This is a genomic window from Streptomyces sp. NPDC127114, assembly GCF_042677525.1.
Classification (GTDB): domain Bacteria; phylum Actinomycetota; class Actinomycetes; order Streptomycetales; family Streptomycetaceae; genus Streptomyces.
This window is the reverse complement of record NZ_JBHXTJ010000039.1, coordinates 36,697-59,782: the sequence shown is the minus strand read 5'-3', so window position 1 is coordinate 59,782 and position 23,086 is coordinate 36,697. Positions and strand designations below refer to the sequence as shown.

General features: G+C 73.3%; 16 protein-coding genes. 5 read left to right on the top strand and 11 right to left on the bottom strand.

The window, feature by feature from the left end:
- The first annotated feature begins 110 nt into the window (after positions 1–110).
- Positions 111–713: a TetR/AcrR family transcriptional regulator gene (locus ACFVGS_RS29780; protein ID WP_384417237.1), complete on the top strand. Its 603-nt coding sequence runs from the start codon at positions 111–113 to the stop codon at positions 711–713.
- 153 nt (positions 714–866) lie between these two features.
- Here the strand turns inward: ACFVGS_RS29780 and ACFVGS_RS29775 are convergent, their stop codons facing one another.
- The 5 genes from ACFVGS_RS29775 to ACFVGS_RS29755 form a co-directional block, all read right to left on the bottom strand.
- Positions 867–2,003: an XdhC family protein gene (locus ACFVGS_RS29775; RefSeq protein ID WP_385694746.1), complete on the bottom strand. Its 1,137-nt coding sequence runs from the start codon at positions 2,001–2,003 to the stop codon at positions 867–869.
- 45 nt (positions 2,004–2,048) lie between these two features.
- Positions 2,049–3,515, bottom strand: a complete 1,467-nt coding sequence (locus ACFVGS_RS29770; RefSeq protein ID WP_384417231.1) for an NCS2 family permease — start codon at positions 3,513–3,515, stop codon at positions 2,049–2,051.
- A 244-nt stretch (positions 3,516–3,759) separates the two neighbouring features.
- Positions 3,760–6,159, bottom strand: a complete 2,400-nt coding sequence (locus tag ACFVGS_RS29765) for a xanthine dehydrogenase family protein molybdopterin-binding subunit (RefSeq protein ID WP_384417229.1) — start codon at positions 6,157–6,159, stop codon at positions 3,760–3,762.
- Between the two features lie 2 nt (positions 6,160–6,161).
- Entirely contained in the window at positions 6,162–6,764 is a 603-nt protein-coding gene (locus ACFVGS_RS29760; RefSeq protein WP_384417226.1) for a (2Fe-2S)-binding protein, read from the bottom strand.
- A gap of 2 nt (positions 6,765–6,766) precedes the next feature.
- Positions 6,767–7,660 (bottom strand): FAD binding domain-containing protein, encoded by an 894-nt coding sequence (locus tag ACFVGS_RS29755; RefSeq protein ID WP_384417224.1) that lies wholly within the window; start codon positions 7,658–7,660, stop codon positions 6,767–6,769.
- Positions 7,661–7,971: 311 nt separating this feature from the next.
- Here ACFVGS_RS29755 and ACFVGS_RS29750 point away from each other — a divergent pair, with 311 nt between their 5' ends.
- Together ACFVGS_RS29750 and ACFVGS_RS29745 are read left to right on the top strand one after the other, a co-directional pair.
- Complete coding sequence (locus tag ACFVGS_RS29750; RefSeq protein WP_384417221.1) at positions 7,972–9,666, top strand: PucR family transcriptional regulator; 1,695 nt, start codon at positions 7,972–7,974, stop codon at positions 9,664–9,666.
- A gap of 185 nt (positions 9,667–9,851) precedes the next feature.
- On the top strand, positions 9,852–10,646 hold the full coding sequence (locus tag ACFVGS_RS29745; RefSeq protein ID WP_384417218.1) for a hypothetical protein: 795 nt from the start codon (positions 9,852–9,854) through the stop codon (positions 10,644–10,646).
- Between the two features lie 4 nt (positions 10,647–10,650).
- On the opposite strand, the gene ACFVGS_RS29740 is transcribed toward ACFVGS_RS29745, so the two are convergent.
- Positions 10,651–12,237 carry a WD40 repeat domain-containing protein gene (locus ACFVGS_RS29740; RefSeq protein ID WP_385694741.1) on the bottom strand — a complete coding sequence of 529 codons (1,587 nt, stop codon included), beginning with the start codon at positions 12,235–12,237 and terminating at the stop codon, positions 10,651–10,653.
- Positions 12,238–12,298: 61 nt separating this feature from the next.
- On the bottom strand, positions 12,299–13,123 hold the full coding sequence (locus ACFVGS_RS29735; protein WP_385694738.1) for a GntR family transcriptional regulator: 825 nt from the start codon (positions 13,121–13,123) through the stop codon (positions 12,299–12,301).
- A 148-nt stretch (positions 13,124–13,271) separates the two neighbouring features.
- Here ACFVGS_RS29735 and ACFVGS_RS29730 point away from each other — a divergent pair, with 148 nt between their 5' ends.
- Positions 13,272–14,129, top strand: coding sequence for a (2Fe-2S)-binding protein (locus tag ACFVGS_RS29730; protein ID WP_385694736.1), 858 nt, complete (start codon positions 13,272–13,274; stop codon positions 14,127–14,129).
- A 206-nt stretch (positions 14,130–14,335) separates the two neighbouring features.
- Positions 14,336–15,412: a DUF2637 domain-containing protein gene (locus tag ACFVGS_RS29725; protein WP_384417206.1), complete on the top strand. Its 1,077-nt coding sequence runs from the start codon at positions 14,336–14,338 to the stop codon at positions 15,410–15,412.
- A 44-nt stretch (positions 15,413–15,456) separates the two neighbouring features.
- On the opposite strand, the gene ACFVGS_RS29720 is transcribed toward ACFVGS_RS29725, so the two are convergent.
- From ACFVGS_RS29720 to ACFVGS_RS29705, 4 genes are all read right to left on the bottom strand, one after another.
- Positions 15,457–15,861, bottom strand: a complete 405-nt coding sequence (locus ACFVGS_RS29720; RefSeq protein WP_384417203.1) for an ATP-binding protein — start codon at positions 15,859–15,861, stop codon at positions 15,457–15,459.
- Between the two features lie 98 nt (positions 15,862–15,959).
- On the bottom strand, positions 15,960–17,702 hold the full coding sequence (locus ACFVGS_RS29715) for a pyruvate dehydrogenase (protein WP_384417201.1): 1,743 nt from the start codon (positions 17,700–17,702) through the stop codon (positions 15,960–15,962).
- 41 nt (positions 17,703–17,743) lie between these two features.
- A complete protein-coding gene (locus tag ACFVGS_RS29710) occupies positions 17,744–19,066 on the bottom strand; it encodes a protein phosphatase 2C domain-containing protein (protein WP_384417198.1) in 1,323 nt (440 codons plus the stop codon).
- A gap of 137 nt (positions 19,067–19,203) precedes the next feature.
- The gene (locus ACFVGS_RS29705) at positions 19,204–23,031 is read right to left on the bottom strand and encodes a S8 family serine peptidase (protein ID WP_385694731.1); all 3,828 of its coding nucleotides are present in this window, start codon (positions 23,029–23,031) and stop codon (positions 19,204–19,206) included.
- Positions 23,032–23,086 lie beyond the last annotated feature (55 nt).

Genomic DNA, 23,086 nt, shown 5'->3' with positions numbered 1-23,086 from the left:
TCCGCAGATCTGCGAAACGGTACTGCGAGGGGTACGGCAGTACCGGTTAGCGTAGCGCAGGAGGGTGAACACACAAGCCCCCGAACGGGTTCACCCGGCATACTGTTCGGGTGATCGAGACCTCCGTCGCCACACCCCGCCTGACGGGCCGCGGCGCAGCCAGGCGCTCCGAACTCTTCGAGGAGCTCGTGGCGCTCCTGGTCGGCGAGGGCTTCGCCCAGCTCACCCTCGACGACCTGGCGGCCCGGCTGCGCTGCTCCAAGCGCACCCTCTACGGCCTCGCGGGCAGCAAGGAACAGCTGGTCAGAGCGGCCGTGGTGCACTTCTTCCGGCGCGCCACCGCCCGTGTCGAGGCGGTGCTCGCCGCCGCGACGGGGCCCGCCGAGCGGCTCGCCGCCTATCTGCGCGCCGTCTCCGCCGAGCTCGCGCCGGTCTCGCCGCAGTTCTTCGACGACGTGGCCGCGTTCGAGCCGGCCGCCGAGGTCTACGAGCGCAACACCCGGGCCGCCGCCGGCCGGGTGCAGCAGCTGATCGAGGAGGGCGTGACGGCCGGCGTCTTCCGCGAGGTGCACGTCGCCTTCGCCGCCGACGTGATCGCCTCCGTGATGGTCCGCATCCAGCAGCGCCAGGTGGCCGCGGCGACCGGCCTGGCCGACGCCGCCGCGTACGAACAGCTCGCGGAACTGCTCCTGCACGGCCTGCAGAAGGCCTGAGCCGGCCTGAGCCCGCCTCGGCCCCGTCCCGGGACCGGGCCTGGGCGCGGCCCGGAGCAGGCCCGGTCCGGAGCAGGCCGATCCGGCGACGGAACGCCGGAAGGGCACCCCGGATGTCCGGGGTGCCCTTCCGACCGTCCGCGGGTCGTCGGATCAGGCGACCGAGCCGATGCGGCCGGCCGGTTCGCGCGGGACGTCGTGGTGGATCGGGGTGTGCGCACCCGTCAGGGAGACGCCGCTGCCGCCGCGCCGGTTGGCGACGATCTCGGCGCCGATGGACAGGGCGGTCTCCTCGGGCGTACGCGCGCCGAGGTCGAGGCCGATCGGGGAACGCAGCCGGGCGAGTTCGAGTTCGGTGACGCCGACCTCGCGCAGCCGCTTGTTGCGGTCCTCGTGGGTGCGGCGGGAGCCCATCGCGCCGACGTACGCGACGGGAAGTCTGAGGGCGATCTCGAGCAGCGGCACGTCGAACTTGGCGTCGTGGGTGAGGACGCACAGCACCGTGCGGCCGTCCACCTCCGTGGACTCCAGGTAGCGGTGGGGCCATTCGACGACGATCTCGTCGGCGTCGGGGAAGCGGAGCTTCGTCGCGAAGACCGGGCGGGCGTCGCAGACGGTGACGTGGTAGCCGAGGAACTTGCCGACCCGGACGAGCGCGGACGCGAAGTCGATGGCACCGAAGACGATCATGCGCGGGGCGGGCACGGAGGACTCGACGAGGAGGGTGACCGGCTGCCCGCAGCGGCTGCCGTCGGCACCGATCTCGACGGTGCCGGTCCGTCCGGCGTCCAGCATGGCGCGGGCCTCGCAGGCGGCGGTGCGGTCCAGCTCGGGGTGGCCGCCGAGGCCACCCTCGTACGAGCCGTCGGGGCGGACCAGGAGGGCCTGCCCCAACAGGTCCTCCGGGCCGGTGACGATCCGGGCGAGGGCGGCCGCCTCGCCGGAGACGGCGGCGGCCAGCGCGGCGGGGAAGACCCCGCCGCGGACCGGGGTGACGAGGATGTCGATGATGCCGCCGCAGGTCAGTCCGACCGCGAAGGCGTCCTCGTCGCTGTAGCCGAAGCTCTCCAGGACGGTCGCGCCGTCCTCGAGGGCCTGCCGGCAGAGTTCGTAGACGGCGCCCTCCACACATCCGCCGGAGACGGACCCGATCGCCGTGCCGTCGCTGTCGACGGCCAGTGCGGCTCCCGGCTGCCGGGGCGCGCTGCCGCCGACGGCCACGACGGTGGCGACGGCGAAATCGCGTCCCTGCTCGACCCACCGGTGCAGCTCTTCGGCGATGTCCAGCATGGCGAACTCCTTGGGTGTCTGAGGTGGAGGGCGACGTTACGGGCGTCAGCCGACGCCCAGCCAGCTCTCGATCGGATGGATCGCGAAGTAGACGACGAAGACGCCGGTCAGCGCCCACATGAAGCCGCCGACCTCCCTCGCCTTGCCCTGCGCGGACTTGATCACCGCGTAGGAGATGACGCCGGCCGCGACACCGGTGGTGATGGTGTACGTGAAGGGCATCAGGACCACGGTGAGGAACACCGGGATCGCGACGGAGCGGTCGCTCCAGTCCACGTGCTTGGCGTTCTGCATCATCATCGAGCCGATGACGACCAGGGCCGCGGCGGCGACCTCCTGCGGCACGATCGCGGTGAGCGGCGTGAAGAAGAGGGCCAGGGCGAAGAACCCGCCGGTGACCACGGAGGCCAGACCGGTGCGGGCGCCCTCGCCGACGCCGGTGGCGGACTCGACGAAGACCGTCTGACCGGACGCGCCGCCCGCACCGCCGAGGATGCCGCCGGCACCGTCGATGAACAGGGCCTTGGACAGGCCGGGCATCCGGCCCTTGTCGTCGGCGAGCTTGGCCTCGGTGCCGACGCCCAGGATGGTCGCCATGGCGTCGAAGAAGCCGGCCAGCACCAGGGTGAAGACGATCATGGTGATCGTGAGGTAGCCGACGTCGCCCCAGCCGCTGAAGGACACCTGGCCGAGGAGCGAGAAGTCCGGCGTGGAGACCGCGCTGCCGTCCAGCTCCGGCGGGCCGGAGAACCAGGCCTTGCCGGGGATGTCGGCGATCGCGTTGAGGACGACCGCGACGACCGTGCCGACGACGATGCCGATGAGGATGGCGCCGGGGATGTTGCGGGCCTGCAGCGCGAAGATCAGCAGCAGGGTGAAGGCGAAGATCAGGACGGGCCAGCCCATGAGCTCACCGGCCGGGCCGAGCGAGACGGGGCCGCCGCCGGGCGCGGGGTTCTCGTGGACGAAGCCGGCCTTCACGAAGCCGATGATGGCGATGAAGAGACCGATGCCGATGGTGATGGCGTGCTTGAGCGCGAGCGGTATCGCGTTCATGATCATCTCGCGGAGGCCGGTGACCACCAGGAGACAGATCACGGCTCCGTACGCGATCGACATGCCCATGGCCTGCGGCCAGGTCATGACGGGGACGACCTGCGAGGCCATCACGCCGGAGACGCTGAGTCCCGCGGCGAGGGCCAGGGGGACCTTGCCCCAGAAACCCATGAGGAGGGTCGTGGCGGCCGCGGCCAGCGCCGTGGCGGTGATCAGCGCGGGCTGGCTGAGGACGTTGCCGTCGACATCCTTGCCGGAGAGGATCAGGGGGTTGAGCAGGAGAATGTACGCCATCGCCATGAAGGTGGTGACGCCGCCGCGGATCTCCGTCGCGACGGTGGATCCTCTCTCCGAGATGTGAAAGTACCGGTCGAGCCAAGACCTGCCGGCGGGGTTGCGCGAGCCGTTGCCCGCGTCCTCGGCCGTGGTCTTGGGCTCCACTGACGACTGGGTCATGGGGCCTACTCCCAAGGTTCAAAGGGGCACCCGCAGAAAGCGTTGGGGATTGCGGGATTTGGGATATCAAGTTGGCTGCACGACCCGGGGGACGGCCCGAGACGAACGGGTGAATCGGTACTGCGGCTACTGCTGTTCACTGCGGTACTGCCGTACTGCCGTACTGCGGTGGGGGGTTCCCGGACGGTGCGGGCGGGAGGGGAAGTGTGACGTTCCTGGGAGGCACGCACCGTCCGGAGAGGTCTTACAGGGTGCCGGTCAGGTGCTCGGGGCGGACCGGCGTCTTGGTGAGCTCCAGGCCCGTCGCGTTCCGGATCGCCGCGAGGACGGCCGGGGTCGACGACAGGGTCGGGGCCTCACCGATGCCCCGCACGCCGTACGGCGCGTTGGGGTCGGCCAGCTCGAGGTAGTCGACCGGGATGGTCGGCGTGTCGAGGATGGTCGGGATCAGGTAGTCCGTGAAGGAGGGGTTGCGCACCTTCGCGGTCTTCGGGTCGACGATGATCTCCTCCATCACCGCCACGCCCAGGCCCTGGGTGGTGCCACCCTGGATCTGGCCGATGACGGAGAGCGGGTTGACCGCCTTGCCGACGTCCTGGGCACAGGCCAGTTCGATGACCTTGACCAGGCCGAGCTCGGTGTCGACCTCCACCACCGCGCGGTGCGCGGCGAAGGCGTACTGCACGTGACCGTTGCCCTGGCCGGTGACGAGGTCGAAGGCCTCCGTGGGGCGGTGCCGCCACTGCTCCTCGATCTCCACCGCCTCGTCCTCGAGGACGTCCACGATGCTCGCGAGGACCTCGCCGCCGTCGGTGACGACCTTGCCGTCCTGCAGGAGCAGTTCCGCGGTGGCCCACGCCGGGTGGTACGAGCCGAACTTGCGCCGGCCGATCTCCAGGACCTTCTCGCGGACGAGCTCGCAGGAGTTCTTGATGGCGCCGCCGGTCATGTACGTCTGGCGGCCCGCGGAGGTCGAACCGGCCGAGCCGACCTGGGTGTCGGCCGGGTGGATGGTCACCTGGGTGACGCCCAGTTCCGTGCGGGCGATCTGGGCGTGGATGGTGACACCGCCCTGGCCGACCTCCGCCGCGGCGGTGTGCACCGTGGCGACGGCCTCGCCGTTGATGACCTCCATGCGGATCCGGGCGGTCGAGTAGTCGTCGAAGCCCTCGGAGAAGCCGACGTTCTTGATGCCGACCGCGTAGCCGACGCCGCGGACGACGCCCTCGCCGTGCGTGGTGTTGGACAGGCCGCCCGGCAGCGCGCGGACGTCCGCGCCCTCGCCGGCGGTCTCCCACTGGCGCTCCGGCGGCATGGGGCGGGCCTTGACCCGGCGCAGCAGCTCGGCGACCGGGGCCGGCGAGTCCACGACCTGGCCGGTCGGCATGAGCGTGCCCTGCTCCATGGCGTTGATCTGGCGGAACTCGACCGGGTCCATGCCCAGCTTGGCCGCCAGCTTGTCCATCTGCGCCTCGTAGGCGAAGCAGGCCTGGACCGCGCCGAAGCCGCGCATGGCGCCGCAGGGCGGGTTGTTGGTGAAGAGGCCGATCGCCTCGATCTCGACGTCGTCGATGACGTACGGCCCGACCGAGAGGGACGAGGCGTTGCCGACGACCGAGACCGTGGACGAGGCGTAGGCGCCGCCGTCCAGGACGATCTTGCACTTCATGTGCGTGAGCTTGCCGTCCTTGGTGGCGCCGTGCTCGTAGTAGAGCTTCGCCGGGTGCCGGTGGACGTGCCCGAAGAAGGACTCGTAGCGGTTGTAGACCATCTTGACCGGCTTGCCGGTGCGCAGGGCGAGCACGGAGGCGAGGATCTGCATCGAGATGTCCTCGCGGCCGCCGAAGGCGCCGCCGACGCCGGCCATGGTCATGCGGACCTTGTCCTCGGGCAGGCCGAGGCAGGGCGCGATCTGCTCGCGGTCCGCGTGCAGCCACTGGGTGGCCACGTACAGGTCGATGCCGCCGTCCTCGGCGGGCACCGCGAGGCCGGACTCCGGGCCGAGGAAGGCCTGGTCCTGCATGCCGAAGGTGTACTCGCCCCTGACGATGACGTCGGCGCGCTTGGCGGCCTCGTCGGCGTTGCCGCGGATGATCGGCTGGCGGTGCACGATGTTCGGGTGCGGGACGTGCTTGGCGTGCCTGTCCTCGCGGTTCTCGTGGACGAGCACGGCGTCGGGAGCGGTCGCCGAGGCCTCATCGGTGATGAGGGGCAGCTCCTTGTACTCGACCTTGATCTTCGCGGCGGCGCGGCGGGCGGTCTCCGGGTGGTCGGCGGCCACGAGGGCGACCGGCTCACCGTGGTGACGGACCTTGCCGTACGCGAGCACCGGGGTGTCGCGGAACTCCAGGCCGTAGTTCTTCGCGGCCGGCAGGTCGTCCGCCGTCAGGACGGCGTAGACGCCCGACATGGCCAGGGCCTCGGAGGTGTCGATGGACACGATCTCGGCGTGCGCGACCGTGGACCGCAGGGTCTGGCCCCACAGCATCTCCTCGTGCCACATGTCCGAGGAGTAGGCGAACTCGCCGGTGACCTTGAGGGTGCCGTCCGGGCGGAGGGTGGACTCGCCGACGCCGCCCTGGTTGTGCTTCTGGGTGACCTCGGTGGGCGTGCCCGCCGGTACGGTACGTGTGTTCTGAGCCATCGTCAGACCGCCTCTCCCTGGCGCTCCTGGCGAGCGGCCGCCAGGCGGACCGCGTCGAGGATCTTCTCGTAACCGGTGCAGCGGCAGAGGTTGCCGGAGAGCGCCTCGCGGATGTCCGCGTCCGTCGGGGACGGGTTGCGCTCCAGCATCTCGTCGGCCGCGACGAGCAGACCGGGGGTGCAGAAGCCGCACTGCACGGCGCCCGCGTCGATGAACGCCTGCTGGATCGGGCTGAGTTCGACGCCCTCGCCGGTCTGCGAGTCCTGCGGCTTGGCCTCCCAGCGCTTGGCCTCGTCGAGCGAGGTGCCGCAGGCACCGGAGGCGCAGCCGCCGCCGTGACCGTGCTCCTGACGCTCCCTGGCGTACTCCGCGAGGCCCTCGACGGTGACGACCTCGCGGCCCTCGACCTGGCCGGCGGCGACCAGGCAGGAACACACCGGCACGCCGTCGAGGCGGACCGTGCAGGAACCGCACTCGCCCTGCTCACAGGCGTTCTTGGAGCCGGGCAGGCCCAGGCGCTCACGCAGAACGTAGAGGAGGGACTCACCCTCCCAGACGTCGTCGGCTTCCTGCGGACGACCGTTGACCGTGAAATTCACGCGCATGGTTATGCAGCTCCTTCAAGGGTGCGCCCGTTGCCGGCGCGGTACTGCTCCCAGGTCCAGCCGAGCGTGCGGCGGGCCATGATGCCCACGGCGTGCCGGCGGTACTTGGCGGTGCCTCGTACGTCGTCGATCGGGTTGCAGGCCCCGGACGCGAGGTCCGCGAACTGCTTGGCGATCGAGGGAGTGATGATCTTGCCGTTGTCCCAGAAGCCGCCCTCCTCGAGGGCCGCGTTCAGGAACTCCTCGGCCGCCGTGGCCCGCACGGGCGTGGGGGCGGCGGAGCCGATGCCGGTCCGTACGGTCCGGGTCTCCGGGTGGAGGGCCAGGCCGAAGGCGCAGACGGCGATGACCATCGCGTTGCGGGTGCCGACCTTGGAGTACTGCTGGGGGCCGTCCGCCTTCTTCACGTGGACGGTCTTGATGAGCTCGTCGGGTTCGAGCGCGTTGCGCTTCACGCCCTTGTAGAACTCGTCGATCGGGATGAACCGGGTGCCGCGCACCGACTCGACCTCGACCTCGGCGCCCGCCGCGAGCAGCGCGGGGTGGGCGTCACCGGCCGGGGAGGCGGTGCCCAGGTTGCCGCCGACGCCGCCGCGGTTACGGATCTGCGGGGAGGCGACCGTGTGCGAGGCGAGGGCCAGACCGGGGAGCTCCTCGCGGAGGTTCTCCATGATCTGGGTGTACGGGACCGAGGCGCCGAGCCGGACGTTCTCCTCGCCGACCTCCCACTCGCGCAGCAGCTCGATACGGTTCAGGTCCAGGAGGTACTCGGGACGCCGGTGGTCGAAGTTGATCTCGACCATGATGTCGGTACCGCCTGCGATGGGCACGGCCGTGGGGTGCTCGGCCTTGGCGGCGAGCGCCTCCTCCCAGCTGGCGGGGCGAAGGAAGTCCATGGTGGCTCTCTTCTTGTGCTTCGGGTGATCGGGGGTCGTTCGTACGGGCCATGGGGGACGGCCGGCCCTCGACGGACGATCTCTTCATGTGCTGTTAACGCGGTGTGTGTGGCCTAGTACACAAGCCCCGCCCGCCCGTGTGCAGCCACCGAAACCATGAAGGAGTTGGCTGGCTGCCATGGTCGTCTTGTAGATTCGAACGAAAGGCGGAGAACAGCAACCTCTCCGTTTCCCCCCGGAAACGGTGGCACCACGCCATCGACGACAACGAGACACCCACTCCACCCCCAACAAGGAACGGCGGCGACATCATGCGGCTGCGCGCACTGCTGGAGAACGACGCGCTCGGGCTGCGCCTGCTCGGCGGCGACGACGAGCTGGACCGCACCGTCCGCGGCGTGATGACGACGGACCTCAAGGACCCCAGCCGCTACCTGTCCGGCGGGGAGCTGGTGCTCACCGGCCTCGCCTGGCTGCACGAGCCGGGCGACGCCGAGCCCTTCGTCCGGATCCTCGCGAGCACCGGCGTGGCCGCCCTGGCCGTCGGCGAGGCCGAGCTCGGCGACATTCCGGACGACCTCGTACAGGCGTGTTCTCGCCATCGGCTGCCGCTGTTCGCAGTCAACGAATCCGTTGCGTTCGCGACGATCACCGAGCACGTTGTTCGACAGGTCTCCGGTGAGCGGGCCGGCGACCTGGCCGCCGTCGTGGACCGCCACAGGCGTCTGATGACCTCGGGACCGGCCGGCGGCGGACCCGAGGTCGTGCTCGATCTCCTCGGCTCCGACCTGGACCTCCGGGCCTGGGTGCTGTCCCCCACCGGCCGCCAGATCGCCGGCGCCGGAGAGCCCCTGGAGCCCGGTCTCGCCGCCTCTCTCGCCGGTGAGCACCTGGCCGCGACCCGCACCGGGCGGCGCGGCCCGCACCGGATCGGCGTCGCCGGAACGACGTACTCGCTGTTCCCGATCCGCAACACCGGCCGCGGCACCCCGCCCCCGTCCCGCGACGTGCGCGAGACCGTGCTCTCCGACTGGCTGCTCGCCGTCGAGGCCGACGCGGGCGACTGGCCGGCCGCCCGGCTCGACCTGCTCCAGGGCGTCACCCAGCTGATCGCCGTCGAGCGGGACCGCCGCGACGCCGCGCGGACCGTGCGCCGCCGGCTCGCCCAGGAGGTCCTGGAACTGGTCCAGACGGGTGCCGCGCCCGCCGAGATCGCCGCCCGCCTCCGGGTCGCCGCGCCCGTGCTGCTGCCCGGACTCGGCACCGCCCCGCACTGGCAGGTCGTGGTCGCCCGCGTCGAGTGGGAGCAGGAGCCCGGGCAGGGCGCCGTCGACAGCGGCCCCGTCGCCCAGGCCCTCCTGGAGGAGATCCTGGTCGACCCGACGGCCTCCGGCGCCGACTCGGCCGACCGGATCGCCGTCGCCCACAGCGGCGACGAGGCCATCGCGCTCGTCCCGCTCGCCGCCACGCCGCTGCCCGACAGCGAGGACGACATGCCGCCCGTGGCGCTCGGCCTGCACGCCGACGCCCTGCTCTCCGCCGTCCGCACGCCGCTCTCCGCCGGGCTCGCCGACGACGGCCGGCTCACCCTCGGCGTCAGCGCCGCCGTGCACTCCGCCGAGGGGCTGCGCGGCGCCCTGGAGGAGGCCCGGCACGCCCGCCGGGTCGCCGCGGCCCGCCCCGGCCGCGTCTGCGCCGCCGGCCACCACGAGCTCGCCTCGCACGTGCTGCTGCTGCCCTTCGTCCCGGACGACGTGCGGCGCGCCTTCACGGCCCGCCTCCTGGACCCGCTGCGGGACTACGACCGCCGGCACCGCGCGGAGCTCATCCCGACGCTGGAGGCCTTCCTCGACTGCGACGGCTCCTGGACCCGCTGCGCGACCCGCCTCCACCTGCACGTGAACACGCTGCGCTACCGGGTGGGCCGGATCGAGCAGCTCACCGGCCGGGACCTGTCCCGCCTGGAGGACAAGCTCGACTTCTTCCTGGCGCTCCGGATGAGCTGAACGGGTGAAGACGATCCTCCGCTGACCGGATTCATCTCATCGGGTGACCAGGCGGACTGACGGGGCGGCAGGCGACTGCCGCCCCGTCGCCGTACTCCCCCGCGAGTCCCCGGCGTTTCCGGCCCTTCCCGCTTTGTGAAAACTTTCACCCGACCCCTTGGCCGGTCCCCGGACTTCGTGCTGAGATGCCGTCCTACTCACAGCTCGATGGCGCGCTCGGGGAGGGCGATGTGGCGTACGGCCGGGGCACCCCACTGGAGACCGCGATCTGGAGGCTCCGCTCCCGCGGCTGCTGGACGGATGCCGCCGAACTCCTCGCACCGCGCGCGTCCGAACCGGCGGCGGCCCTGGAACGGGCGGCCCTGCTGATCGAGCGCTGCCTCTACACCGAACAGGGCTGGGCCGAGGCCGAGGAGGCGCTGCGGGCGGCCGAGGCGGTCGCCCAGACCGACGAGGAGCGCGGGGCCGCCGCCTGCGAACGCGGCCATCTCGCCTACGCCTCCACCCTCCTGGGCGTCCGCGACCGCGCCGACGAGGCCCGCGCGGCGCTCGGCCGCGCGGCGGCGCTGATCGGCCCCGAGACGCCGGGCCGCGCACTCCTGGACTATCGCCGCGGGCTGCTCGCGCAGAACCTCGGCGACTCCCCGGAGGCCGCCCGCGCCGCCTACCGCCGCGCCCACGCCGGGGCGACCGCCCACGACGACGCGCTGCTGCTGTCCTCGACCTGGCGCCATCTCGCCGGACTCGCCCTGCGCGAGGGCGAGTTGGCGGAGGCACGGCACGGCTTCGCCGAATCGCTGCGGATCCGCGAGGAGTTGGGCTACCTGGTGGGCACCGTGCCCGCGCTCGCCTCGCTCGCCGAGGCGGAGACGGAACCGGAGGCGGGCCGGCTCCGGGCGGAGGCGGGCCGGCTTTTCCGCCTGCTGGGCGGCGTACCGACCTGGCTGGCCGCGCAGTTGACGCCGCGTCCGGCCGTCTGAGGTCTCAGGCCGGTGGAGGGTGCGCGGGACCGCTCCCGCCGTCGCGCGCCTCACGCGCGCGCTCCAGCCGGAGCACCGCCTCGTCCAGGCCGAGCAGCAGCGCGCCGTCCTCCGTGACCGCCACCGCGCGGACCGGGGGCCCCGGGCGGAAGGTCAGACGGGCGTGCTGCTCGATCCGGTGGAGTTCCACCGTCCCGTCCGCCCAGGCCGCCGCCAGGACCGGCCCGTGCGGGGTCTCGGTGGCGGCCAGGGAGACCACCGGCGAGCGGCGTTCCGTCAGGGGCTCCGGGTCGGGGTCCTTGCCGGGCGTCCACCGGCGCACGGCTCCGTCGGTGCCGCCGCTGCACACGAACGGCGTCGCCGACTCGACGGCGGCCACCGCCGTGACCCGGCCGCTGTGCAGGGCCGCCTGGTGGAGGCCGGTGAGGCCGAAGGCGTGGACGGAGCCCAGCCGGTCGCCGACCACGACCGACCCCGCGATGGCGGCGAGGGCGGTGCCGGGATGCCGGGTGAGGGTGGCGGAGACCGCTTCGGTGAGGCGCTGGAGGTACGGCGGCCGCGGCTGCCGGCCCCGTACGGTGTGCAGCCGGCCCCGCTCGTCGAGCAGCAGCACGGTCCCGTCCGGCGCGGGCGCGAGGGCCCTGACCGGTCCGGTGACCGGGTGGTCGAGCTGCCCGAGCGGCCGGGCGTCGTCCGCGGCGAGCAGCCGTACGGTGCCGCCCAGGTCCGCGGCGAGCAGCGTCCCGCCCTGGGCGGCGAGTGCGGCGACCGGTCCGGGCCAGGGCGGCGCGACGTCCCCGGCGACCCGGGTCCACCGCACCCGCCAGGGCGCGGAGGCGGCGAGGTCCCGGAGCGCGGGCCGCAGCCGGGGGTCGGCGCCGTCGCCGAGGACGGCGAGCAGCCCGAGGGCCCGGTCGGCGGGGCCGCGGACCGCGCACAGGGCCTGCCCGGCGCGCAGCCAGGCGGTGCGCAGACCGCCGTGGTCGTCGACGGGGTCGCTGACGTAGCCGGTGGTGACGGCGACGGGATCGGCGGCGCAGACGGCGGCGGGGTCGGAGAGGTCGGGGGCGCCGGACGGGCCGGGGGTGCGGGACGGGCCGGCCGGGCCGTCGGAAGCGGGCTGGTCGCCGTCCACCACGGTGCTGCGCCCTTCGGCGAGGAGGGCGTATCCCGGTGTTCCCGGGCTCGCCTCGACCACGAGCCGTACCCGGCCGAGTCGGGCGAGGTCGGCGATCAGCGCGGCGACCGCCTCGGGTTCGGCGGCGGCGTGGAGGGCCGGCAGGAGCAGCACGGTGCGGGCGGCGCGGCCGGTCTCGCTGGTGGCCAGGGCCCGGACGAGGTCGTCCGCCGAGCCGGCGACGACGCCGAGGTGGTCGGCGACGGCCCAGGCGGTGCCGAGGGCGGTGCGGCCGGCCAGCGGGACGAGCGCCCGGGCGGTACGGCGCCGCCCGGCGGCGCGGGGCCCGTGGGCGGCGAGCCAGTCGAGCAGCCCGGGGGCGCCGGTGACGAGGCAGAGGCGGGGGGCTTCGGGGTCGGTGAGCCAGCCGAGCAGGGCCGCGGCCCCGGGGCGCTCCGCGCGGACGGACGGCATGGGCACCTCTCGGTCGGCGCGGTCTGGAAGGAGTACGGGCTGACGCTGTCGACCTTAGTCGTCAGTCCTGCGCCCCGGTGAAGTGCTCCCGTACGAGTGAGGAAACGACGGGGAGATCCTGGGCGATCAGCGCGTCGAGCAGGGCGGTGTGTTCGGCGGCGTCGGCGACGAGTTCGCCGTGGCGGGTGGCGGGGGCGCTGACGAGGGGCCACTGGGAGCGCCGGTGCAGGTCGTCGGCGACGAGGAGGAGCTGCTCGTTGCCGGCGAGGGCGAGGACGGCGCGGTGGAAGGCGCGGTCGGCCTCGGCGTAGTGCGCGCGGTCGCCGCGGGCGGCGGCGGTGGAGGTGGCCTCGGCGAGCGGCCGGAGTCCGGCCCAGGTCTCGGCGGGGACGGTGCGGGCGAGGCGGAGCATGACGGGGACCTCGATGAGGGCGCGGACCTCGGCGAGTTCGGCGAGTTCGCGGGGGGTGCGTTCGCTGACGCGGAAACCGCGGTTGGGCACGACCTCGACGGCGCCTTCGGTGGCGAGCTGCTGCATGGCCTCGCGGACGGGGGTGGCGGAGACGCCGAAGCGTTCGCCGAGGGCGGGGGCGGAGTAGACCTCGCCGGGGACGAGCTCGCCGCTGACCAGGGCGGTGCGCAGGGCCTGGAGGATCTGGCCGCGGACGGAGTGGCGGCGGACGGTGCGGGGCTCGGCGAGGCCGGCGGCCGGGGGTTCTCCGTGGGTGTGTTCCCCGCGGGCCTGCTCGGGGACGCGTGCGGTCCGGTCCCGGGTGCCGGCCCCCGCCTCGCCGTACGCCGCCGCCTCGCCGTGCGCCGCTGCCTCGCCGTACGCCGCCGGGGCGGACCGGTCCGCCGTCCGCCCGCGCGTGCTGCCCTGCTCCACCCGGGTCCTCCTGCGCCTTCGTGCCGGGCCCGGCTCGCGGCGCCGGGGTCCCCCGTGCACGATAGGCGGACGGCGTCGCAGTTCAAACACCACAACGATCGGGTAAGGTAAGGCTAACCTGCTAACGATCGTGATTCGGTGGTCCCGCATGGCCCTGCCCGCTTTGCTGCCGTCGCCTCCCGCCTCGCCCGTCGCGGCCGCCTACGCCCGGCTCGCCGAGGTGTTCCCCGGACTGCGCGTCGACGAACTGGCCGGGGACGAGCGGCTGCCGCGCGGGACGGGCTGGGTGGCATCGGACGAGCTGGGCGCCGGCGGGGACGGCCTGGACGCCTTTCTCTCCTGGGACGACGCACAGGTGCGGCGTGACTACGGGCGGACGGCCCGCCCCGACGTGGTGGCGAGCTTCGCGCTGCACCGGTACGCCTGGCCGACGTGCCTGCTGGTGACGCTGCCCTGGTTCCTGCACCGGCGGGTGCCCCGGCTGCCCGCGCGCAACGTGGCCTTCCAGCGGGCCCTCGGCCGGGTCGCGGTGCGGATCGAGGAGTTCGCCTGCCTGCCAGGGGACCCGGCGGCGACACTGCCCGGCGCCCGCGTGGTGGCGGACGAGGAAGCGCTGCGGGCCGAGGTGCGGGACGCCCTCGCCGAGCACTTCGAGCAGGTCCTGGCCGGCTTCGGGCCCCGGATGCGGCGCGGCAGGCGGGCCCTGTGGGGCATGGTGACGGACGAGATCGTCGAGGGGCTCTGGTACATCGCGGAGCTGCTCGGCGAGGAGGGCCGGGCGCTCGCGGAGCTGGAGCGCCTGATGCCGGGGACGACGAAGCCGTACGCGGGCGCCGCGGGCTTCCGGGAGCTCCCGGACTCGGCGGAGGCGTGCGGAACGGCCCGCGTCACGCGCGACCGGGTCTCGTGCTGCTTCTTCTACACCCTGCGGCCCGAGGACACGTGCCTCACCTGTCCGCGCACCGCCGACCCCGAGCGGGTCCGCCGCCTCGCCGCCACCGTCTGACCGTCTTCCGCCGTTACGCCACCCGGACGGGTGGTGCGAATCGAACGCAACTCGCGCCTCTCGCGCGGAAGTTCGACCAGATCACACCTATTCGTATGCCGTACGGCCCCGATGGCGTGCTCTTGTTCCGAAACCCCGTACCCGCCGCGCCGGGTCGGCCAGTATGGGCGGCCGAATCGCCCTACTGCGAGGCAAAGGGACACCGCATGAGACTGACCGACATATCGCTGGACTGGCTGCTTCCGGGCGGCGTGATGGTGGCGGGGGTCCTGACGGCGGTGGCGGTGCTCGCGCGCGGGAAGCGCGCCGGTGACCAGGCCGCGGCCGAGGACTCCTGGGAGCGCAGCGAGGAACGCCGCAGACGCAAGGAGGCCGTCTACGGCACCGCCTCCTACGTCCTGCTCTTCTGCTGCGCCGCGGTCGCGGCGGCGCTCTCCTTCCACGGGCTCGTCGGCTTCGGCCGGCAGAACCTCAACCTCTCCGGGGGCTGGGAGTACCTGGTCCCGTTCGGCCTCGACGGCGCCGCGATGTTCTGTTCGGTGCTGGCCGTCCGCGAGGCGAGCCACGGCGACGCGGCCCTCGGCTCACGCCTCCTGGTGTGGACGTTCGCGGGCGCGGCGGCCTGGTTCAACTGGGTGCACGCGCCGCGGGGCATGGGCCACGCGGGCGCCCCGCAGTTCTTCGCGGGCATGTCCCTGTCGGCGGCGGTCCTGTTCGACCGGGCGCTGAAGCAGACCAGGCGGGCCGCGCTGCGCGAGCAGGGCCTGATCCCGCGGCCGCTGCCGCAGATCCGCATGGTCCGCTGGCTGCGGGCACCCCGGGAGACCTTCGGCGCCTGGTCGCTGATGCTCCTGGAGGGCGTACGGACCCTGGACGAGGCGGTCGACGAGGTGCGCGAGGACCGGCGGGAGAAGGTGCAGAACCGGATCCGCCGGCGCGAGCAGGCCAAGCTGGACCGGGCACGGCTCAAGGCGATAAACCGCCAGCACCGTGCGTTCGGGCGCGGTGCCGGCCGGCAGGTCGACGTGGCGGCGCTGGGCGCCGCCACCGGTGCGGGCTCCGCGACGGGCACGGTGCAGGCCGCCGTCGCGGAGCCCGCCATAGCGGACCCAGGACAGCTGCCGCTTCGACACCGGCCCTCCCTGCAGGCCGTCAGAGGCGCTGAGCCGCGTGGCGGTGAGCCCCGGACGGTCGACCTGACCGCCGAGGACGACACCCAGACGCTGCCGCGCCTCGACTCCCTGGAGCGTAAACTCGCCGACCTGGAGCAGCAGTTCGGCTGAGTCCCGGCTCCGAACGGCCGGCGGGGCCGCCTGGGGAACAACCCTTAGGCGGCCCCGCCGGCCAGTTCGAACCAGACGACCTTGCCCACGCCGCGGTCCTCCACTCCCCAGGAGTCGGCGAGGGCCTGGACGAGGACGAGTCCCCGGCCGTGCGTACCGTCGTCGGCGTTCGGTACGCGCGGCCGGACCATCTCGGACACGAAGTCCCTGACCTCGACCCTCAGGTGCTCGGGGACGACGGTGGCGGTGACGACCGCCCCGTGGTCCGTGTGGATCAGCGCGTTGGTCACCAGCTCGCTGGTGAGGAGTTCGGCGACGTCGGAGGCGCCCGGTCCGCCCCACGTCCCCAGCATCTCGCGTAACGCGTGCCGTACCTCGGGCACCGCGGTGAGATCCGCGGTCCCCACCCTTCTGAGCAGTCGAGTCCGCTGCTTCGCCTCCCCGGCCATAACCCCCACCCCGTCGTCGGATCGAACAGGCTCACGGGGATGCATGCCCAGGCGCCCGGCCCGCATTCACGAGCACTCCGGGCAGACCTCACGGACTGTCAGGGGCGGGGCACGTTCCGCAGGTTGGAGCGAGCCATCTGGAGCATCCGGCCGACTCCGCCGTCAAGCACGATCTTGCTGGCGGAGAGGGCGAAGCCGGTGACCATCTCGGCGCTGATCTTCGGCGGGATGGACAGCGCGTTGGGGTCGGTGACGACGTCCACGAGCGCCGGACCCTTGTGCCTGAAGGCGTCCTTGAGGGCGCCGGCGAGGTGCTTGGGCTTCTCCACGCGGACGCCGTAGGCGCCGGCGGCGCGGGCGATGGCGGCGAAGTCGGGGTTCTTGTAGGCGGTTCCGTACGAGGGGAGCCCGGCGACCAGCATCTCCAGCTCGACCATGCCGAGCGAGGAGTTGTCGAAGACGATCACCTTCACCGGCAGGTCGTACTGGACCAGGGTGAGGAAGTCGCCCATGAGCATGCTGAACCCGCCGTCGCCGGACATCGACACGACCTGACGGCGGCGGTCGGTGAACTGGGCGCCGATGGCCTGCGGCAGCGCGTTCGCCATGGAGCCGTGGCTGAAGGAGCCGATGATCCGGCGGCGCCCGTTGGGCGTGAGGTAGCGGGCGGCCCAGACGTTGCACATGCCGGTGTCGACGGTGAAGACGGCGTCGTCGTCGGCGAGTTCGTCGAGGACGGACGCGACGTACTCGGGATGGATCGGCGTGTGCTTCTCGACCTTGCGGGTGTACGCCTTGACCACGCCCTCCAGGGCGTCGGCGTGCTTCTTCAGCATCTTGTCGAGGAAACGCCGGTCGGTCTTGGCCCGGACCCGCGGGATGACGCAGCGCAGCGTCTCCCGGACGTCGCCCCAGACGGCGAGGTCGAGCCGGGAACGCCGGCCGAGCCGCTCGGGGCGTACGTCGATCTGGACGATCTTCACGTCGTCGGGCAGGAAGGCGTTGTACGGGAAGTCGGTGCCGAGCAGGATGAGCAGCTCGCACTCGTGGGTGGCCTCGTAGGCGGCGCCGTAGCCGAGGAGTCCGCTCATGCCGACGTCGAACGGGTTGTCGTACTGGATCCACTCCTTGCCGCGCAGCGCGTGCCCGACGGGCGACTTCACCCGTTCGGCGAACTGCATGACCTCGGGATGCGCGCCCGCGGTGCCGCTGCCGCAGAACAGCGTCACCCGGTCGGCCGAGTCGATCATCCGCACGAGCGCGTCGATCTCGGCGTCGCCCGGCCGGACGGTGGGCCGGGAGGTGACGAGCGCGGTCTCGACCGCCTTCTCGGGCGCGGGCCGGTCGGCGAGATCGCCGGGCAGCGAGACGACGCTGACGCCGCCCTGGCCGACGGCGTGCTGGATCGCGGTCTGCAGCAGCCGCGGCATCTGGCGCGGGTTCGAGATCAGCTCGCAGTAGTGGCTGCACTCGCGGAACAGCTGGTCGGGGTGGGTCTCCTGGAAGTAGCCGAGGCCGATCTCGCCGGACGGGATGTGGGAGGCGAGGGCCAGGACCGGGGCCATGGAGCGGTGGGCGTCGTACAGGCCGTTGATCAGGTGGAGGTTGCCCGGGCCGCAGGAACCGGCGCAGGCCGCGAGCCGGCCGGTGACCTGGGCCTCGGCGCCGGCGGCGAAGGCCGCGACCTCCTCGTGCCGCACCTGCACCCAGTCGATGGCCGAGTTGCGCCGGATGGCGTCGACGACGGGGTTCAGGCTGTCGCCGACCACTCCGTAGAGGCGCTGGACGCCCGCGCGGACGAGGATGTCGACGAACTGTTCTGCGACGTTCTGTTTGGCCATGGGTCCATCAACCCATGAGCGACGGGGTTGTGCCCCTTGGGTTAGGCCTCCCAGACAGCCACACCCGTACGGTCGTCGGCGTAACCGGTCACCCGTAGCTGGGTGTCGGCGAGGAAGGCGGCGAGGCCCGGCGGTTCGGCGCCGGCCCAGCGGGCGGCGAGCTCGCGGGCGAGGGACGGTTCGCCGCGCATGGGCTCGGCGAGGCCGTGCGAGGCGAGGAGCAGGGTGTCACCGGGGCGGGCCACGGAGGCGCGGAAGCGGAACGGCTCGGCGGGCGGGGGCAGGGCGTCCTCGATGAAGGGCCGGCCGGGCGGGTCGGCGACGCCGAGCCGCATGGTGAGCCGGTCGCCGTCCTCGCCCGCCTCGGGGAGGTCGGCCGGGTCGGGCGTCGTCGCGGACCGGGCGCGGGGCGGCGAGCCGAAGCCGACCACGGGGCCGCCGACCGTGGTCGCAGGGTCGGGCAGGAGCGGTTCGATGTCCTGCCAGGCGCCGTCGCGGAGCCGGAACAGGCCGCCGGTGCCGACGCCGAAGAACACCCGGGTGCGGCAGTCGGGATCGGCGGAGAGCAGCAGGCAGCGCAGGCCCGCCGTGTACTCCTCGGGGTCGAGGCCGCGTTCGGCGGCGCGGGCGCGCAGCTTGCCGTAGGTGCGGTCGGTGAGCCGGTGGAGCCCCGACTTGAGGTCGCCGCGGCGGCCGGCCCGGATGTCCTCGGAGAGCCGGGCGTGACTGCGGCCGACGGACTCGGCGATCCAGCGGCAGGCGTCGGCGGCGGCGAGGTGGGTGTGCTCGGAGCCGCGCCGGCCCGCGGCGACGGCGACGAACACGAGGGCGGCCTCGTCCTGCCCGAAGCGGGCGGTGAGCAGGGCGTCGCGGCGGGGTTCGCCGCGGTAGCGGGCCGAGTCGCCGCGGACGGAGACGGCGCGCAGGGTGTAGGCGCCGTAGCGGGCGCCGTCGAGAACGGTGTCGGCGACGAGCGCGTCGAGCTCGCCGGGGCGGGCGGCGGGCAGCGCGGTGGGCTCGGCCTCGTAGGTGGGCGGCCGGGTCCCGACGTGTCCGGTACGGGGCCGGGGCGCGGGCAGCTGCACGGGCGGGGCCGCGGGGAGCGGGGCCGCGGGGGTCGGCGTCCCGGCGGACGGCTCGGCAGGCGGCGCCCCGGCGTCCGGGGCCGGGGCGTCGGGCGGCGGGGCGGGGAGCTCGGCCGGCGGGGCGGGAAGCTCGGGCGGCGGGGCCGCGAGCTCGGTCGTGGTCGCCGCGGCGGAGTCGTAGCGCTCGTCGAGGCTGTCCGGCGTCGGCGCGGGCGCGGTGTCCTGCGCCGCCTCGTCGTACAGCTTGTCCCACCAGTTGGTGTCCCCCTGCTGAGTCATGCCCTTATTGTCCACCGCACAGGGCGTCAGAAAACGGGACATCAGGAAAAGCGTTACGGCAAAAGGGTGGTCGTCGAAGGGTGGTCCGCCGGGCGGCCCCACCCCCCACGGGAAGGACGCCCGGCGGACCGGCGTGATCAGCGCACGTCGTAAGCGCGGACCACGGTCTGGGTGACGGAGTTGCCGTTGGCGTCCGTCAGTTCGGACTTCAGGGTGACCTGCCTGCCGGTGGCGCCCGCGTGGTTGACGGTCGCGGTCCAGGCGTCGCCCTGGTGGGAGACCTGTGCTTCGGTCCAGGTCGTGCCGCCGTCGTAGGAGTAGGACAGGCGGGCCGAGGTGAGCGCGGCGGGCGTGTAGCCCGCGTGACCCGTCACGCCGAGGCCGATCTGCTGGCCGTCGGTCGCCGCGAGGGTCTTGAGTCCGTCCTCCGGAAGGTCGTACCGGGGGAAGAGAATCGGGATGCCCTGAGAATAGACGCTCTCGTCCAGCTCGGAGGTGAATTTCCATACCGAGTTGACGGACGTGGAGCGGGCCCACACCTTGCTGCCGATCTTCATGGTGTTCTGTTCGAGCGTGTACGTGCCGGATTCGGCCGGTACCTCGAACACTCCGAACGGCCAGCCGGTCTCGCCGAGCGGCTCGCCGTCCTTGCTGAGGCGCAGGTTGCCGATGTCACCGAAGGAGCCGGGCTCGGCGTAATGGGTGTTGTCGCCCCACATGGCGTCGGCGAAGCCCATGAGGTTGCCCTGGCGTTCGGCGACGAGCACCGGCCTGCCGGTGGCGTCGCGCGGGGCGGTGGGGGCGACGACCCCGTCGTACCAGTGCTCGGTGCGGCGCTCTCCGGGGCCGTACGCGTGGCGGGCGCCGACCATGAACTCGCCGAAGGGGAAGCTGGAGGAGAGGATCTGCTCCCAGGCGGTGTCGCCGGGCGTGTAGTACTCGGTGCGGGTGCCGGGCGCGGGGACGGTCTCGAGGGAGCCGAAGAAGACTCCGGTGCCGTCGGGGCGGTAGGCGGCGGGGTTGTCGATGAAGTCGGCGGCGACGCCCATGGCGTGGTACGTCGACTCGGTGCGGCCCAACCGGCCGTCGCGGACGCGGTAGTTCTTCTCGCCGACGACCGGGCGGGACTCGGGGAACGCGAGGTTGTAGAGGTAGGAGCTCCTGGCGGTGGCCCGCCAGGCGAGCGTGACCTCGCCGGCCGCGAGCCGGTCGAGGAGCAGACCGGCCTCGGCGGCGGGCACGGCGAGGACCGGCAGGCCGGGGCCGGTGAAGCCGCCGCTCGGGTACCAGCGGCCGGCGGCCTCGTGGTAGGTGACGACGGCGACGGCGCCGGCGGCCTTGGCGTTGCGGGCGAGGGTGGACACGGCGGTGCTGGTGTCGGGCAGGCGGACCAGCGCGATCCGGTCCTTCACGCCCGCGGCCGTGAGCTCCTCCGGGGTGCCGGTGCCCGCGTCGACGAGCCGGGCGGAGCCGGTGCCGTCGAGGTTGTCGGAGCCGGTGGAGGCGGTGAGGGGATGCAGGACGAGACCGTCACCGGTCTTCAGTTCGCCGATCTGCGGGGCGGCGGCGCGCCAGTAGCTGCCGAACTCGAAGTCGCCGTCCGCCGCCCGGCCTTCGACGGAGGCGTAGTAGCCGCGGACGGTGCGCGGGCCGGACGCGGTGCCGGCGTGCAGCCAGGTGTCGTCCCAGGAGCGGGCGAACGCGAGGGTGGCGCCCCGCACTTCGGAGGCCTTGTCGGTCCGGACGGACAGCCGGTGGGCCTCGCGGGCGTCGAGGACGACGGTGGTGTCCTTCGTCAGTTCCAGCTGGGGGCGGGCCAGGTAGCTGACGGAGTCGGTGAGCGTGGCACCGTCGCCGGCGTCGGGTGTGGTGACGAAGGAGGAGAGGAAGTAGCTTCCGGCGCGCAGCCGGTAGACCTGGTCGGCGGAGCCCTCGTTGAAGCGGCGCTCCCCGGTGGCGTCGTCGGTGCCGATGACGTCGAGGGAGGAGGCGCCGTCGGCGGGCCTGCCCTGACGGTCGATCAGCTTGACGCGCAGGGTGACGGTTTCGGGCTCGACGTGGAGCGCGAACGGGGTGGACACGTGCACGGCGGTGCCGCCGTCGGTGCCGGTGGCGACGATCCGGCCGGTGACGTCGCCGTACTGGGCGCGCTCCAGGCGGACGGCCGGGTCGACGGCGAGCGGGACCTCGACGGTGGCGCCGGCCGGGACGGTCACGGTGCGCCGCCCGAGCCGGGCGACGGCGGAGCGGACGGCGGAGCCGTCGTTGCCGGTGACCTTCTCGACGGCGAGGGAGAGGGTGACGGGCCGGTCGCCGGTGTTGGTGTAGGGGACGGCGACGGTGGTGCGGTCGGTCCGGTCCTGCGGCCAGGGGAACGTGCCGGCCTGGACGGCGGCGGCGCCGAGGACGGTCTGGTCGGTCGCCGCCTTGACGTCGAGCCGGCCGGCGCCGACCTCGCGGGCGTCGCCGGGGACGCCGCTGTCGGCGGAGGCGACGAGCGCCGCCTTGATCTGCCGGGCGGTCCACCCGGGGTGGCGCTGCTTGACGATGGCGGCGGCGCCCGCGACGTGCGGGGTGGCCATGGAGGTGCCGGACATCGACTGGTAGGCGTGGACACCCCGGCCGCCGGCCGCCGCGGCGGAGATGGCGACGCCGGGTGCGGCGATCTCCGGCTTGAGGGTGTGCGCGGCGTCGGCCGCGGGTCCCCGGCTGGAGAAGGACGCGGTGGAGTCGTCGCGGTCGGTGGCGCCGACGGTGAGGACGCTCGGCGCGCAGCCGGGCGAGGAGACGGTGTTGTTGCCGGGGCCGGAGTTGCCGGCGGCTATGACGAACAGCGTCCCCTCGTTCTGGGCGAGTCGTTCGGCCGCGACGCTCATCGGGTCGGTGCAGTCCGTCTCGGACGGGTTGCCGAGGCTCATGGAGACGACGTCGGCGCCCTGGGCGACGGCCCACTCCATGCCGGCGATGATCCACGAAGTGGCGCCGGATCCCGAGTCGTCGAGGACCTTGCCGTTGAGGAGGGCGGCGCCGGGGGCGACACCCTTCTTCCTGCCGCCGCTCGCGGCGCCGGAGCCGCCGACGGTGGAGAGGGTGTGGGTGCCGTGGCCCTGGCGGTCGTCGGCGGTGTCGGAGTCGGTGAAGTTCTCCTGGGCGACGATCCGGCCGTCGAGGTCGGGATGCCGGGCGTCGGCGCCGGTGTCGAGGACGGCGACCTTGGTGCCCGTGCCGTCGTATCCGGCGGCCCAGGCCTCGGGCGCATGGACCTGGGCGGTGGAGCGCTCCAGGGTGGCCTGGACCTTGCGGTCGAGCCACAGCTTCTTCAGGCCGCCGCCGGCCGCGGTGGTACGGGCGGCGGGGCCGGTCACGTCGGCCCAGAAGACGGCGGCCCGCTTCTTGTCGGCCTTGAGGGCGACCGCGTCGACGGTCTTCAGGACCTGGCCGCGGGTGGCGCCGCGCGGGGCGGGCGGCACGGTGCGGGCGGTGGCCAGGTCGGCTCCGTAGACGGCGATGAGCGGCAGGGTGGCGGAGCGGGTGTCGTCGTAGCCCTGACGGATCAGACCGGTGACGTTGAACAGTTCCTCGTCGACCCGTCCGGCGGCGAGCGCGGCGGTGGCGCCCTCGGGATACACGTAGAGGTCCGGGCCGGAGCGGCGGGTCTGCACGAAGGGCACCGTGCCGTCATCGCGGGGCAGCGCCGCCGCGGCCGGGTTGCCCGCGGCGTCGCGGGTCACCAGGACGCGGTCGCCGGTCACCAGGGTGACGGTGGCGGGCCTCCCCCGGCCTTCGGCCGGGGTGACCCCCCTCTCGCTTCGCTCGCCGCGGTCGGCGGCCTCGCTGCCGATCAGTGGTCGCTTCCCGCTCGCCGGGGCGTCCTGCGGCGCTGCGGCCGCGGACGCCGTGACCGCGGTGACGGCCAGGACGGCGGCGGTCGCCGCTCCCAGGGCCGTACGCGAAATCGGGCGCATCGCTCTCCCCATCTGAATCCGGGCATGACGGCACAAGGCGCCCATGTCCGGAGGC